Below are 14,380 nucleotides of genomic sequence, written 5' to 3'. Positions count from 1 at the left end.
CCTTTTTGTTTTCCTGAGCATAGCAACGCTGAAATCAACCATCAGGTGCCGCTCGGCGCTTTATTGCTTGCGTGGGTGCAGCGCCTCGTTCAGTTGATCGATCATGACTATCCAATCGGAATCGGCGATGTAGTTTTCCTTGAGGAACGCGCGCTGGGAATCGTTCCAGAACGGCGCATCCACCAGTTTCACGCCATCGTCCAGCGGCGAGTGGGTAGTGATGAAACGGTCGATCTCGACCGGGTCGTCATCAAGGCCCAGTTGCTTGAAGATTTCAGAGAACGGATGAATCGGTGCGTCCATGGTGCATGCCTCCGGCTTGGCCTGGTTTGAATTGCCTACCACTAGACAGCGTAGACCCCACCCTGACTCGATCGAATGCGCTGCACCATGAAAAAAGGGGCCGCTGTGGGCCCCTTCATGGCATGACCGGACGATCAGATCGGCGCGCGACGCAAGGTGGCGAGGAAGGTCGCCGCACCGATGAACAGCCCCGCGAAGGTACGGTTCAGGCGCTTCTGCTGTTTCGGCGTGCGCAACAGGCGCAGCACCCGCGAGGCCAAGCCGGTGTAACCTGCCATCACCAGCATGTCGACGCTGATCATGGTCGCGGTGATCGCCAGGTATTGCGCCAGCAGTGGCTGGTGCGGGTCGATGAACTGCGGCAACACCGCGAGCATGAACACCAGCGCCTTGGGGTTGCTGACGTTGACCAGAAAGCCCCGGAACACCAGGCTCAATGGCTTGCCGATAGGGCGCACGGCAGACTCTTCGCTCATGTCCATCGGCAGCGCACGCCATTGCCGGTACGCCAGGTACACGAGGTAGGCGACACCGAACCACTTGATGATCTGGAAGGCAGTAGCCGATGCGGCGAGGATCGCGCCGACACCGGCGGCGATGATGGCGATCTGCACGATCAGGCCCAGTTGCAGGCCCAGGGCGTTCCAGTAGCCACGCCAGAAACCGTATTGCAGGCCGCTGGACATCGAGGCGATGGCCCCGGCCCCTGGCGACAGGCTGATGACCCAGCACGCGGCAAAGAAGGCCAACCAGGTTTCCATCGACATCACACACCTCGCTCGAACGAATGTTGCAAAACGTTAAGCTAAGGTTTTGGTGAAAAAATAACCAGTGGAATTTGTGGCGAGGCCTTGGTTTTTTCTGTGCCTTGGCCGGCCCCGCGACAGGGTCGGCAGAGGTTCAATCAGTCTCGGCCGATGTACCGTTGTTGGCGCCCTGCACCTCAGTCCCCCGCCAGCGCCGCACCGACTTCTGGAAGAACTGACTGTTGGGCACCTGCACCAGCGCCCCACCCGCCTCCGGCGTTTCCATCAGCGTGGTGTACAGCAGGTTGATGGCGATCACCCGTCCCTTCACCCCCGGCTTGTCGAGGGTATCGACCAGCTCGACCACGTCGCCAATGCGAAACGGCCCGACGGTGAAGATCAGCACCGCGCACAGCAGGTTCGACAGCACGCTCCAGATCGCGAAGAACGCCACCGCCGCCACCGCGACGAAGCCCGACAGCGCCGTCCACAACACCGTGGCCGACACCCCCATGCGCTCCAGCACGAACAGCAGCGCACTGCCCATGATCAGCCAGCGTAAACCGCCGCGCACCGGCACCAGCAGCTCCGGCGGCAGCGGGTAGCGCTGGCCAAGACGGCTCAAGGTGCGGGCGACAACGCGCTGCAGCACGAAGGCCAGCGCCAGGATCAGCAGGATCTGCAAGCCCAGCCAGAACGCATCCATCCATTGCCCCGGCAACAGCGAGCGCAGCTCCTCCATCAGGACAGCGCCTCCAGCTCGGCCTGCATGCTTTCCAGCGTTTCCAGCGCCTCCATCCAGGCCTCTTCAAGCTCGCCTTCGCGCTGCTTGAGCTTGGTCTGGCGGGCCAACAGGTCGCGCAGCTCATCCTTGCGGGCGGCGTCGTAAAGGCCGCTGTCGCCCAGCGCGGTCTCGATCTCGGCCAGTTGCGCGTGCACCTGGCCCAGTTCGTTCTCCAGCTTGTCGGCGGCCTTCTTGTGCGGTGCCAGTTGCTGACGCAGGGCGGCGGCGGCCTGGCGCTGGGCCTTCTTGTCGGTCTTGTCCGGGTTGACCGGCGTGTTGCTGACCGGGGCGGTGCGCTGGCGGTAGTCGATCAGCCAGCGGCTGTAGTCGTCCAGGTCGCCATCGAAGGTGTCGACCTTGCCATCGGCCACCAGCAGGAAGTCGTTGGTGGTGCTCTTGAGCAGGTGACGGTCGTGGGACACGACCACCACGGCACCGGCGAACTCCTGCAACGCCATGGTCAGGGCCAGGCGCATCTCCAGATCGAGGTGGTTGGTCGGTTCGTCGAGCAGCAGCAGGTTCGGCCGCTCCCAGGCGATCAGTGCCAGGGCCAGGCGGGCCTTCTCGCCACCGGAGAAGTTGACCACCGGCTCGTCGATGCGATCGCCACGGAAGTCGAAGCCGCCGAGGAAGTCGCGCAGGGTCTGCTCGCGCTCTGCCGGGGCGAGGCGCTGCAGATGCAGCAGCGGGCTGGCCTTGTCGTCCAGCGAGTCGAGCTGATGCTGGGCGAAGTAGCCGACAGCGAGGTTCTCGCCACGCGCCAGGCGCCCGGACAGCGGTTCGAGTTCGCCGGCCAGGTTCTTGATCAAGGTGGACTTGCCGGCACCGTTCGGGCCGAGCAGGCCGATGCGCGCACCGGGGGTGAGTTGCAGCTTGACCTTCTCGAGAATGGTCTTGTCGCCATAACCCAGGCGTCCCTCGGCGAGGTCGAGCAGGGGACTGGAGATCTTGTGAGCTTCGCGGAAGACGAAGTCGAACGGCGAATCGACGTGCGCCGCCGACAGCTCCTCCATGCGCTCCAGGGCCTTGATCCGGCTCTGCGCCTGGCGGGCCTTGGTGGCCTGGGCCTTGAAGCGGGCGATGTACTTTTCCATGTGCGCGCGCTGCGCCTGCTGCTTCTCGTAAGCCTGTTGCTGCTGCGCCAGACGCTCGGCGCGGGTGCGCTCGAAGGCGCTGTAGCCGCCCTTGTAGAGATTGAGCTTGCGCTGTTCGACATGCAGCACATGGTCGACCACGGCATCGAGGAAGTCGCGGTCGTGGGAGATCAGCAGCAGCGTGCCCGGATAACCCTTGAGCCAGTCTTCGAGCCAGAGGATCGCGTCGAGGTCCAAGTGGTTGGTGGGCTCGTCGAGCAACAGCAGGTCGGACGGGCACATCAGCGCCTGGGCCAGGTTCAGGCGCATCCGCCAGCCACCGGAGAAGTCGCCGACGCGGCGGTCCATCTGCTCGGCGGTGAAGCCCAGCCCGGCCAGCAGCTTGCGGGCGCGGGCGTCGGCGGTGTAGCCATCGGCACTGTCCAGCTCACTGTGCAGGCGCGCCAGCGCCGTGCCGTCATGGGCCTGCTCGGCAGCGGCCAGGTCAGCCTGAACCTTGCGCAGGCGCAGGTCGCCGTCGAGCACATAGTCCACCGCGAGGCGATCGAGGGTGTCGACCTCCTGGCGCATGTGAGCGATGCGCCAATCGGCGGGGATCTGGCAATCGCCGGCGTCGGGCGACAACTCACCGCGCAGCAGGGCGAACAGGCTGGATTTGCCGGCGCCGTTGGCGCCGATGAGGCCGGCCTTGTGACCGGTGTGCAGGGTCATCTCGGCGCCTTCTAGCAAGCGCTGAGGACCACGCTGTAAAGTGAGGTTGGATAGTCTGATCATGATGGTCGCGGAGTCTATCAGCTTCCGGGTGGCCCACACAGGCCACTCGATCATTGGCGCGAGTCGAATCATGCACAGCGAATTGTGGAACCACGCCCTGGCCCTCTACGGCCGTCCAGGGGTCGAGAATGCCTGCCTGACCTTGCAGGCCTTGGGCGGCGATGTCTGCCTGCTGCTGTGCGGCACCTGGCTGCAGGCACGGCGGGTAGCCCCCGATGCGCGGCGAGTGGAAGCACTACGGCAAGTAGCCGGCCCCTGGCAGCAAGAGGTGGTTACACCCTTGCGCACGCTGCGTCAGGCGTGGCGTGCACAGGCACAAGGCGATCCGCACCTGGCGGCATTACGGGAGCAGGTGAAAGGGTTGGAACTAGAGGCGGAGCGAGCCTTGCTGGCGCGGTTGCAGACGTGCGCCGCAAAGTGGTCGGCGAGCCCGGACGGACACGCCGACGATTGGCTGGAGCGGCTAGCGCCGGACCAGGCCCGTGACCACGACGCGCTGCATCAGCTGCGCGCCGCGGCCAGAGCGCTTCAGGACGCCGAAGACGGCGACTGAGCCGGGGTGCTGGCCGGAGCCGATGGCGCTGGAGAAGCCGGAGTGCTGCTGGCAGCAGGAGCTGCGGGCTTGGCTTCGACAGGCTTGGCAGGAGCCTTGGTGGCAGCTGGCTTGGCGGCAGGTTTCGCAGCGGGTTTGGCTGCTGGTTTCGCAGCCGGTTTTGCCGCTGCTGGCTTCACGGCAGGTTTGGCTGCCGCTGGCTTGGCTGCTGGTTTAGCTGCTGGTTTGGCAGCCGCTGCAGGCTTGGCTGCAACCGGCTTGGCGGCGGCTTTGGCTGGAGCTTTGGCAGCAGCGGGCTTGGCAGCAGGTTTAGCGGCTGCCGGTTTGGCTGCCGGTTTGGCGGCAACCGGCTTGGCAGCAGCTGGCTTGGTCGCAGGTTTGGCCGCAGCTGCTTTGGCTGCTGGCTTGGCCGGGGCCTTGGCAGCAGCAGGTTTGGCAGCAGATTTGGTAGCAGCAGGTTTGGCCGCAGCGGTTTTCGCAGCAGGCTTGGCGGCTACCGCTTTGGCCGGAGCCTTGGCAGCGGCCGGTTTGGCGGCGACTTTAGCAGCAGGCTTGGCAGCGGCGGTTTTCACGGGTGCCTTGGCGGCGGGCTTGGCAGCAGTAGCCTTGGTGGCAGGCTTGGCGGCCGCGACCTTGGTGGCAGGTTTTGCAGCAGGTTTTGCAGCAGCCTTGGTCGCAGGCTTGGCTGCCGCACGCAGGCCGAGTGCCTTGCCAGCGGCTTCACGCACCTTGCCAACACCCTGGGCCAGTTTCAGGCTCTCCTGGGCATCACGCTTGAGTTGCTGAATATAGGTACGCGTCTGCGTCTGGCGATCTTTCAGCGAATCGAGAAGTGCTTCAAGTTCACCGACTGCCCCTTGGGCCTTGCTTTGTGCCTTGGCCTTGCCGGCCTTGGCAGAGTCCTGCAACTTCAGGCGGGCATTGTGCAGTTTCTCCTGCGCCTTGCCGCGTTGTTTTTCCAACTTGGCGAGCAGTTTCTCTGCATCCGCCAGCGCTTGCGAGCAAGCCTCTTCCAGATGTTCGAGCAGGCTACCGGAAAGTTGCTGGAGCAGATGCAACGGCGTACTGACGGGCTTCTTTTTGGCCGACATGGCTTACCTCCTGGCTGACGAGATTGCGGCTCATACTATGCTTCTGCTGCTACCGCCGCTAGGGCATGTTGACAGTATTGTTTGCGCCGCGTTGCATGCCTGGGCAAAGTTGTTATCTTGCAGCTCGGTGCAAGTGTAGTAGTCGATTAAATGATTGCTGACATTTACACATTGGCCGACAACAAAGGCTGGCATACTTCGCCTTCATCGCCGCAGGAGTTGCCCGTGCCTCGTTATCTGATTCTCGGCTTGAGCCTGTTGGCAGCCTCTGCCCTGGCCGCCCCTCGAACGCCCCCCGCCAATGACCAGGACCTGGCCTACAGCCTCGGCGCAAGCCTTGGCGAACGCCTGCGCCAGGAGATGCCCGACCTGCAGCTAGATGAGCTGGTCGAGGGTCTGCGCCAGGCCTACCAAGGCCAGCCGCCGCGCATCGACAAGACGCGCATGCAGGCGATCCTCCAACAGCATGACGAGCAAGCCAACGCTGCCGCACAGCAGGCGCAGGTCGACAAGCTGCTGGTCGCAGAAAAACGCTTCATGGCCAACGAGCGCGCCCGCAACGGCGTGCACGAACTGCCCGAGGGTGTGCTCTACAGCGAGCTGGCCAGCGGCAGCGGCGCGCAACCCAAGGCGGGTGGGAAAGTGCAGGTTCGGTATGTCGGCAAGCTGCCGGACGGCTCGGTGTTCGACCAGAGCCAGCAACCGCAGTGGTTCAGCCTGGGCTCGGTGATCGAAGGATGGCAGGTGGCATTGCCACACATGAAGACAGGCGCCAAGTGGCGACTGGTGATTCCGTCGGCGCAGGCTTATGGCGCCGATGGGGCGGGCGACCTGATCGCGCCCTATACCCCGCTGGTGTTCGAGATCGAACTGCTGGCAGTTGGCGACTGAGACAGGCCGTCAGGCCTGTACCGCATCCTCTTCCTTGTGCGCGTTGTGCAGCACTTCGATCAGGCAGTCTTCGAGCTCGAAGCGTTCATGCAACAGGCTGCCCAGCTTGCCGAGCTTATCGGCGAAACGCTCGGTATCCGTGCATTCGCCTTTCTCGCAATGGTCATTGAAAGCCAGAGCGATCTGGGTGATGTCATTGATCCGGGGGTTGATTTCCTCGGCCAGCTTGAGCGCCTGCTCGTCGCCGAAAGCCTTTGCTTCAGTGACCAATTGCTCGCTGACCTCGAAATGCCAGGCCGACACGTAGTCGACCAGGATCGCGCAGAAGTCGCGGTTCTTGTCCTTGTCGGCGAAGGCTGGCTTGGCATCGCGCAGTGCGCGGAAGGCCTGCACCAGTTCATGACGCTCCTCCAGCCAACGGTCGATCAGCTTGTGAACCCCACCCCATCGTTCCTGGGCGTTCTGGCAACTATCGAGCATGGCAGTCTCATCCCTAGCTGGGCAGATGCCGCTGCACCTCGCGTCACAACTGCGCGACACAAAGGTGACATCCGCAGAGCGGCATCGAACCGTATGTTTTCAATGTGCGTGCAGGGGAGATTATTCCCGCGCGTGCTGACCATCAAGGTACGCAGTGGACTAAGTTCATACAAGCGTTTGATGCCCATGCACGGGACCATTGGTCGCGCAATTGCGCTGGGTCAACTGCCGCCAGGGTTGCGGAAACGATACGCCAGCAGGTAGTACAAGGGCAGCGCCGTCAGCAGCAGGAAGGCCATCAGGCTCCATTCGGGGAGCGTGAGGTCGAGGAAGCTCCAGCTGATCGAAACACATTCGGAGCCGCCGATCAGCAGACGCTCCAACGCCTCTGGCCAGGAGCGCTGGAGTGTATGCGCGAAAGGTTCGGGGGTAACCGCAAGCCACTCACCTTGCAGCCACACCTGTCGTGACGCCAGCGCGACACCGGCACAGGAAAAACCACCTGCCAGCCACGCATAGACACGCATGCCGGCTGCACCCGGGGCATGCAGCATGGCGCACAGGCAGACCAGGGCGTAGAGCCCCAGCAACAGGCGCTGGGTCAGGCACAGGGGGCACGGAACCAGGCCGAGCCAGTTCTCAAGCAAACTCGCCCCGCTCAAGGTGGCGAGCGAGGCGAAGAAGGCTGCAAAGAACAAGGAGCGCGAGCGAGCCAGCGACATGAGTGATGGAAATCCCGGAAGAGCAGTAGGGGCTTGAAACGGTAGAGGAAAGAGGATCACTGTTTCAAGTTACTACAGCTGGGACAAGTCGCTGATTCAAAGGGAAAGTTTTCGGATCTTGGTAGGAGATATCCGAAGCTTGGCCACTGGGCAAACTCCGTCCTACCACTGCCACGGGAAATAGCCCATTGGATGTGCCCGATCGCAACACCAGGCAGCAGGTGCTGCCTGGTGTTGCGATCGGGCTACGCAGTGGCCAAGGCGAGCTCAGGAAGCGTGCACACCCTCAGGCAACGGCAAGGCCAGCAAGCGCTCGTCCAGTAGGCCAAGGCCCTCCTGGAACAGCTGGTTGCTGCGCTCGGTTTCGCCCAACCCAGCCAACAACCGCGCAAGCTCGGCGCAGGTTTCCGGGTTACGCTCCATGCGCAGGCTGCTTTCGAGGTAGTCGCGCGCCTTGCCCCATAGGCGGTTCTGCAGGCTCAGGCGACCCAGGGTAAGCAGCAAGCTAGGGTCTTGGGGATGATCCTTGAGCCAGCCTTCGGCGGTCTGCAATTGGCGCGCCGGGTCATCGCCGCGCACCAGGCCATAAAGGCGCGCCAGGTGGCTTTCGAACTGACGCTTCAGCGCGGTACGCAGCACCTGCTCGGCTTCACCCTGGGCGTCGACCTGGCGCAGTTGCTCGGCATAGGCCAGCACCAGTTGCGGCTCCTGGCGCTGGGCCGAGGTGAGCTGTTGCCAGGCGCGCTCCAGCGACTGGCGGGCGGCTTGAGAGTCCTCGCCCCGGGTTGCGGCCAGCGTCAGGTTCTGGCCCCAGGCACGCTGCTCCAGCTCGGCCAGCTCGTTGCCCGGCAGCACCTTGCCCTTGCGCAGGTCCGGCAGCAGGCGGATCAACGCCGGCCAGTCACCGCGCTCGCGGTGCAACCGCTGCAGCAAACGCAGCACCTGGGCGTTGTGCGGATGCCGTGCCTGCATCGCCAGCAGGGTTTCCAGGGCACCGCCACTGTCGCCGCGGTCCATCTGCAGCTGCGCATGGGTCAGGGCGATACCCAGCTCCGCCTGGGGCTGACGCTCCAAGGCGCGCTCGAGCAGGTTGTCGCTGTCTTCGGTGCGCCCCTGCTCGTTGGCCGCGCGGGCGGCGCCGAGATAGTACAGCAAGGGTTGACGCTCGGCTTCGGCGGCGCGGTGCAGGTGGCGCTGAGCGCTGGCCCAACGACCTTCGGCGAGGTCCAGTTGGCCCTGCTCGATGGCGATACGCACACGTCGGCTGCGATTGCGTCGCGACCAAGGGTTGACCACCCCGCTGGAGGCCAGCACCAGGCCGACCAGGTAACGCAGCAACAGCAGCGCCAGCACCAGCACCACCAGTGCCGCGAGCGCCGCCCACAGCCCAGACTGGTAACGGAAGCCGCCATAGGCGATCAGCACGTAGCCACTGTGCTTGGCGATGGCAACGCCCAAGGCCGCGGCGATGACGATCGCCACCACCGCCAGCAGGTAGACACGCTTCATGGCTTGCCCCCTTCGCCTTCGGCCGGCAGATGGCGCCGCTGGATATAGGCCTGCACGGCGGCGAGGCTTTCGCTCAGGTCAGGCACGACCACCGAGACGGGCTGCTCGGCCAGTGCGTTGAGGCTGTCGAGCATGGCCTTGCTTTGCGGGTTGTCCGGGTTGAAGTTGGCCAGCAGCACGCTGCGCGCATCGTCCAGCGCCTGGCTGTAGACCTTGGCCTGCCCATTGAGCGCCGCCCACTGGGCTTGCTCGATGGTAAGGCTCAGCGCGAGACGCAGCTGGTTGAGCGATTGCCCGGCCAGCAACGGGCGTACGTTCTGGTCGGCGTCGAAATCGATCTGGAAGTACTTGGAAATCTCTGCCCACCACCGGGACAGGCGGCTTGCACCATCGCCGTCGGCGGTCAGCGCACCAAGGGCATCGGCATCGCTGTTGAATTCAGGCGACTGGGCACTCAGTTGCTGTACCTGCTCGCGCTGGGCGGCGAGCTTGAGGAACAATCCGGTACGGTCGGGTTGCTGGGTGCTGTTGAGCGTCGCCAGGCTGCGCGCCAGTTGCTCGCGCGCCGCGAAGGCGCCCGGGTCGCTCTGCTCGCGCAGGATCTCGTCGGCACCTTCGACCAACGCCTTGGCACTGGCGATATCCTGCAGCGCCGACAGGCGCAGGGTGGCCAGGCGCAACAGATGCTCGGCCTCGGCCAGACGCCACTCCTTGCGGCTTTCGCCAAGCACGGTTTCCAGGCGCTGGCTGAGCCTTTGCTGGTCACTCTGCAACTGTGCCACCAGGCGGCGGCGGTCTTCGAGTTCGCTGGCTGCGGGCAAGGTCGCGAGTTGCGAGCCGAATTGCTGCTGGCGTTGTTGCAGCGCTTCGGCGCGCTGGTTCAGCGCCTCGATATGCTCGCCCTGCCCCTGCTCGCTGCCTTGCAGCTGGCGCACCTGCCATGCGCCCCAACCACCGACGGCCACACCGGCGGCGCCGATCAACAGCGCCAGCAGGGCCAGGCCATTGCCGGCGCGCTTGGCCGGTTGCTCGACGGGAGTCTGCGGCGCATCGATCGCCGAAGGTTGTTCGTTGTTGGACAAGACAGTCTCGCTCACGTATCCATCCTTTGCATGGGGGCGTCGTCGCAATCCGCTCGACGCCTTAGGAGGCAGGTGCAGCGCTGCGCTGCACGGCTGCCAGCAAGGCCGCGGCGCTCGCGCCACGGCAATCCACAACCTGTTGGGCGCCTGCCGCCCTGGCCTGTTCGGCCACGCGCGGGCTTGGCACGAACAGCGCAAGCCCCGCCAGACGCGGCCAATCCGCACCGGCCAGCTGGAGCAGGTGTTCGAAACCCTGCCCACTGCTGACCACCAGCCCGTTCAGGCGTTCCGCTTGGATCCGGCGCATCAGGCTGCCTGGGGGATAATCCGGCAGGCGACGTTCATACAGTTCCAGATAATCGACACTAGCACCTTGCTCACCAAGACGCTCGGCCAGCCATTCACGACCACCGACACCGCGGACAATCAGGACGCGTGCTGTAGGAACTGCGACAGCCTCTCGCAGGACAGATAGACCGAGCAAGGCCTCACTGTCATCACCCGCTGTAGGGAAAGTCACCTGCAGATCGGCAGCCTGGAGAATGCGTGCCGTCGCCTCCCCCACAGTGAACCAGCCCTGAAGCGGCGCCGCGATGCCCTCGTCGGCGAGCCGCTCGAGCAGCAGGCGCGCTGCGGGTTTGCTCACCACGATGATCGCCTGGTACTGGCCGATGTCGGCCAGTCGCGCCTGGGCCGTTTGATCCAGGGTCAGCGGGTCGATCGCCAGCAAGGGCAAGCGGCTGCTGGCGATTCCGACAGCAGCCAGGCTCTGCGCCAAAGCCGCGCACTCCTCTTCGGGGCGGGTCAGCAGCAGGCGCCAGCCGCTCACGGATGGCCGGCCTCGCCGTAGACTTCCTTGAGGATCGCCTCGGCGCCCTGCCCCAGCAGGTCTTCGGCCACCTGCACGCCCAGGGTTTCGGCGTCGGCACGCGGGGCGCGGGCATCTGCCATCAGTAACGTCCCGCCACTGGGCTGGCCGACCAGGCCACGCAGCCACAATTGATCGCCTTCAAGCACGGCATAGCAGGCGATCGGTACCTGGCAGCCACCGTTGAGGTGCTTGTTCATCGCCCGCTCGGCCTTCACGCGGTCAGCGGTATCGGGGTGGTTGAGCGGCGCCAGCAGGGCGTGGATCTCGCGGTCGGCGCTGCGACACTCGATACCGACAGCCCCCTGGCCACCGGCCGGCAGGCTGTCATCGACACTGATGCTGGAGGTGATGCGGTCTTCGAAGCCCAGGCGGATCAAGCCTGCGGCAGCCAGGATGATGGCGTCGTACTCACCGGCGTCGAGCTTGGCCAGGCGGGTATTGACGTTGCCGCGCAGAAAGCGGATTTCCAGATCAGGGCGGCGCGCCAGCAACTGGGCCTGGCGGCGCAGGCTGGAGGTGCCGACGACGCTGCCGGCCGGCAGCGCCTCAAGGCTGTCGAACGTGTTGGAAACGAAGGCGTCGCGCGGGTCTTCGCGCTCGCAGATGCAGTACAGGCCCAGGCCTTCGGGGAAGTCCATGGGCACATCCTTCATCGAATGCACGGCGATATCGGCTTCGTTGTCGAGCAGGGCGGTTTCCAGCTCCTTGACGAACAGGCCCTTGCCGCCGATTTTCGCCAGGGGCGAGTCGAGCAGCTTGTCGCCGCGGCTGACCATCGGCACCAGGGTCACGACCAGGCCCGGATGGGCCTGCTCAAGGCGAGCTTTGACATAGTCGGCCTGCCACAGGGCCAGGGCACTTTTACGGGTGGCAATGCGGATTTCGCGAGTGGACATGTAACGCCCCGAAGCAGAGAAATGCCGCCGATGATAACAGCTCCGCCAGCCTCGCTAGCAGATCCAGGTCATCACCTGGCCCGCCATCCCTGGCAGCGGCCGGCATTCACCTCGGTCAGAGCGTCTGCATCATCTTGCGCACACCGGCCACATGCCGGCGGCTGACAGTCAGGGCATCGCCGTCGAGGCCTTTGAGAAACAGCTGGAAATGCCCCAGCGGTGTGCGCTGCAGGCGCTCGATACGCTCGCGGGCCACCAGGGCGTTGCGATGGATACGCACGAAGCGCTCGCCGAATTCGTCTTCCAGCGATTTCAGCGGCTCGTCCAGCAGCACTTCGCCAGACTCGTGGCGCAGGGTCACGTACTTGTGGTCGGCAATGAAGTAGATCACCTGGGGCAGGGGAATCAGCTCGATACCCTTGCGCGTTCGCGCACTGATATGGCTACGCGGGCCGCCTCCGCTTTCGGTGGACGGGCGGGTCAGGGCGGCGAGCTGGGTGCGGTTGGGTTTTTCCGCCTTGCGCAGGGCATCGCGCAGGGCCTGGGGCTGGGTCGTGCGACCTACATGGCTGAGGGCGCTCTGGCTGAATGCCTCCTGCTCGTCGTCATCGAGGCAGAACACCAGCGCCGGTGGCGCCTCGCGTTCGCACAGACGCGCCGCCACCTGCAGGCCATCGAGGCCCGGCATGCGGGTGTCCAGCAGGACGACATCGGGTTTGAGGCTATCGATCAGCGCCAGGGCCTCCTCGCCATTGGTGGCACTGGGCTCAAGCACCGTATAGCCCTCGAGCTCACCAAGCAGTCGGCTCAGGCGCTCGCGGGCCTGGGGTTCATCATCAACGATCAGGACATTCATAATTGCGCTGGATTCCTGAGTGAGTCTCGCAGTGGGTACAAGCGTAGACAGGAGTCGGTGACCGTTGTAACGGTCACGCTACAGACCCATGCGAAGGCCAAAGATTCACTGGTCTGGCAGAATCGCTGCCAGTCCTCTGTCCAACTGTAGACGGTCCGTGGAACACTGCCGTTCAATCGTTGAATATCCTGTGGCGCCCGCCACCCGGCGTACACCGGCAATTTCTCGCGACCGGCGCCCTGCTTAGCGAAGCCCAACCCTGCTATGATCGGCGCCACTTTTTCATTCACGCCTTCTATGAGTGGATCCATGAGCACCGACAAGACCAACCAGTCCTGGGGCGGCCGCTTCAGTGAGCCCGTCGACGCCTTCGTCGCCCGTTTCACCGCCTCGGTCGATTTCGACAAGCGCCTGTACCGTCACGACATCATGGGTTCGATCGCCCACGCCACCATGCTGGCGCAGGTCGGCGTACTCTCCGACGCCGAGCGCGACACCATCATTGATGGCCTGCAAACCATCCAGGGTGAAATCGAAGCGGGTCAGTTCGACTGGCGTGTCGACCTCGAAGACGTGCACATGAACATCGAGGCGCGCCTGACCGACCGCATCGGTATCACTGGCAAGAAACTGCACACCGGCCGTAGCCGCAACGACCAGGTCGCCACCGACATCCGCCTGTGGCTGCGTGACGAGATCGACCTGATCCTGGACGAGATCACCCGCCTGCAACAGGGTCTGCTGGAGCAGGCCGAGCGCGAAGCCGAAACCGTCATGCCCGGCTTCACCCACCTGCAGACCGCCCAGCCGGTGACCTTCGGCCACCATCTGCTGGCCTGGTTCGAAATGCTCAGCCGCGACTACGAGCGCCTGGTCGACTGCCGCAAGCGCGCCAACCGCATGCCGCTGGGCAGCGCGGCGCTGGCCGGCACCACCTACCCGATCGACCGTGAACTGACCTGCAAGCTGCTGGGCTTCGAAGCCGTGGCCGGCAACTCGCTGGACGGCGTCTCGGACCGTGACTTCGCCATCGAATTCTGTGCGGCCGCCAGCGTGGCGATGATGCACCTGTCGCGCTTCTCCGAAGAGCTGGTGCTGTGGACCAGTGCGCAGTTCCAGTTCATCGACCTGCCTGATCGCTTCTGCACCGGTAGCTCGATCATGCCGCAGAAGAAGAACCCGGACGTCCCGGAGCTGGTGCGTGGCAAGACCGGCCGCGTGTTCGGCGCCCTGACCGGCCTGCTCACGCTGATGAAAGGCCAGCCGCTGGCCTATAACAAGGATAACCAGGAAGACAAGGAACCGCTGTTCGACGCCGCCGACACCCTGCGCGACTCGCTGCGTGCCTTTGCCGACATGATCCCGGCGATCAAGCCCAAGCACGCAATCATGCGTGAAGCGGCGCTGCGTGGTTTCTCCACCGCCACCGACCTTGCCGACTACCTGGTGCGCCGCGGCCTGCCATTCCGCGACTGCCACGAGATTGTCGGGCACGCCGTGAAGTACGGCGTCGACACCGGCAAGGACCTGGCCGAGATGAGCCTGGACGAGCTGCGTCAGTTCAGCGATCAGATCGAGCAGGACGTGTTTGCCGTACTCACCCTGGAAGGCTCGGTGAACGCGCGCAACCACATCGGCGGCACCGCGCCGGCACAAGTGCGTGCAGCGGTGGCGCGCGGCAAGGCGCTGCTGGCTTCCCGCTAAGCGCGTACCGAGGGCCTCGCCCTC

Annotated in this window: 15 protein-coding genes; 3 read left to right on the top strand and 12 right to left on the bottom strand. The window is 64.5% G+C overall.

Annotation, left to right across the window (positions count from 1 at the left end; translation table 11 throughout):
* Positions 1-60: 60 nt before the first annotated feature.
* The 4 genes from ACTYOL_RS01115 to ACTYOL_RS01100 form a co-directional block, all read right to left on the bottom strand.
* A complete protein-coding gene (locus ACTYOL_RS01115; RefSeq protein ID WP_054891624.1) occupies positions 61-303 on the bottom strand; it encodes a DUF2789 domain-containing protein in 243 nt (80 codons plus the stop codon).
* A 134-nt stretch (positions 304-437) separates the two neighbouring features.
* The gene (locus tag ACTYOL_RS01110) at positions 438-1,070 is read right to left on the bottom strand and encodes a LysE family transporter (RefSeq protein WP_054891623.1); all 633 of its coding nucleotides are present in this window, start codon (positions 1,068-1,070) and stop codon (positions 438-440) included.
* 133 nt (positions 1,071-1,203) lie between these two features.
* The gene (locus ACTYOL_RS01105) at positions 1,204-1,791 is read right to left on the bottom strand and encodes a mechanosensitive ion channel domain-containing protein (RefSeq protein ID WP_054891622.1); all 588 of its coding nucleotides are present in this window, start codon (positions 1,789-1,791) and stop codon (positions 1,204-1,206) included.
* The gene (locus ACTYOL_RS01100; RefSeq protein WP_200603138.1) at positions 1,791-3,701 is read right to left on the bottom strand and encodes an ATP-binding cassette domain-containing protein; all 1,911 of its coding nucleotides are present in this window, start codon (positions 3,699-3,701) and stop codon (positions 1,791-1,793) included. The genes ACTYOL_RS01105 and ACTYOL_RS01100 overlap by 1 nt, the downstream gene beginning before the upstream one ends.
* A 70-nt stretch (positions 3,702-3,771) precedes the next feature.
* On the opposite strand from ACTYOL_RS01100, the gene ACTYOL_RS01095 reads away from it, so the two are divergent.
* Positions 3,772-4,254, top strand: a complete 483-nt coding sequence (locus tag ACTYOL_RS01095) for a TIGR02444 family protein (RefSeq protein WP_197889739.1) — start codon at positions 3,772-3,774, stop codon at positions 4,252-4,254.
* On the opposite strand, the gene ACTYOL_RS01090 is transcribed toward ACTYOL_RS01095, so the two are convergent.
* Positions 4,230-5,345, bottom strand: coding sequence for an AlgP family protein (locus ACTYOL_RS01090; protein ID WP_444757427.1), 1,116 nt, complete (start codon positions 5,343-5,345; stop codon positions 4,230-4,232). The genes ACTYOL_RS01095 and ACTYOL_RS01090 overlap by 25 nt on opposite strands.
* Before the next feature lie 225 nt (positions 5,346-5,570).
* On the opposite strand from ACTYOL_RS01090, the gene ACTYOL_RS01085 reads away from it, so the two are divergent.
* Positions 5,571-6,236 (top strand): FKBP-type peptidyl-prolyl cis-trans isomerase, encoded by a 666-nt coding sequence (locus ACTYOL_RS01085; RefSeq protein WP_200603140.1) that lies wholly within the window; start codon positions 5,571-5,573, stop codon positions 6,234-6,236.
* A 9-nt stretch (positions 6,237-6,245) separates the two neighbouring features.
* Here the strand turns inward: ACTYOL_RS01085 and rsd are convergent, their stop codons facing one another.
* The 7 genes from rsd to ACTYOL_RS01050 form a co-directional block, all read right to left on the bottom strand.
* Positions 6,246-6,716, bottom strand: coding sequence for a sigma D regulator (rsd, locus tag ACTYOL_RS01080; protein WP_153772497.1), 471 nt, complete (start codon positions 6,714-6,716; stop codon positions 6,246-6,248).
* Positions 6,717-6,937: 221 nt separating this feature from the next.
* Positions 6,938-7,438 (bottom strand): disulfide bond formation protein B, encoded by a 501-nt coding sequence (locus ACTYOL_RS01075; protein ID WP_153772498.1) that lies wholly within the window; start codon positions 7,436-7,438, stop codon positions 6,938-6,940.
* Positions 7,439-7,705: 267 nt separating this feature from the next.
* Entirely contained in the window at positions 7,706-8,947 is a 1,242-nt protein-coding gene (locus ACTYOL_RS01070) for a heme biosynthesis HemY N-terminal domain-containing protein (RefSeq protein ID WP_153772499.1), read from the bottom strand.
* The gene (locus ACTYOL_RS01065) at positions 8,944-10,044 is read right to left on the bottom strand and encodes a uroporphyrinogen-III C-methyltransferase (RefSeq protein WP_054891616.1); all 1,101 of its coding nucleotides are present in this window, start codon (positions 10,042-10,044) and stop codon (positions 8,944-8,946) included. Before ACTYOL_RS01065 ends, ACTYOL_RS01070 begins: the two co-directional genes overlap by 4 nt.
* A gap of 46 nt (positions 10,045-10,090) precedes the next feature.
* Positions 10,091-10,858 carry a uroporphyrinogen-III synthase gene (locus ACTYOL_RS01060; RefSeq protein WP_063542134.1) on the bottom strand — a complete coding sequence of 256 codons (768 nt, stop codon included), beginning with the start codon at positions 10,856-10,858 and terminating at the stop codon, positions 10,091-10,093.
* Positions 10,855-11,796 carry a hydroxymethylbilane synthase gene (gene hemC, locus ACTYOL_RS01055; RefSeq protein ID WP_153772500.1) on the bottom strand — a complete coding sequence of 314 codons (942 nt, stop codon included), beginning with the start codon at positions 11,794-11,796 and terminating at the stop codon, positions 10,855-10,857. Before hemC ends, ACTYOL_RS01060 begins: the two co-directional genes overlap by 4 nt.
* A 115-nt stretch (positions 11,797-11,911) precedes the next feature.
* Entirely contained in the window at positions 11,912-12,652 is a 741-nt protein-coding gene (locus ACTYOL_RS01050; RefSeq protein ID WP_054891613.1) for a LytR/AlgR family response regulator transcription factor, read from the bottom strand.
* 309 nt (positions 12,653-12,961) lie between these two features.
* On the opposite strand from ACTYOL_RS01050, the gene argH reads away from it, so the two are divergent.
* Positions 12,962-14,356: an argininosuccinate lyase gene (argH, locus tag ACTYOL_RS01045; protein WP_063542128.1), complete on the top strand. Its 1,395-nt coding sequence runs from the start codon at positions 12,962-12,964 to the stop codon at positions 14,354-14,356.
* The last annotated feature ends 24 nt before the right edge of the window (positions 14,357-14,380 follow it).

It is taken from the genome of Pseudomonas sp. A014 (genome assembly GCF_052378495.1).
GTDB lineage: Bacteria > Pseudomonadota > Gammaproteobacteria > Pseudomonadales > Pseudomonadaceae > Aquipseudomonas > Aquipseudomonas machongensis.
This window is presented reverse-complemented; position numbering and strand designations above follow the sequence as displayed.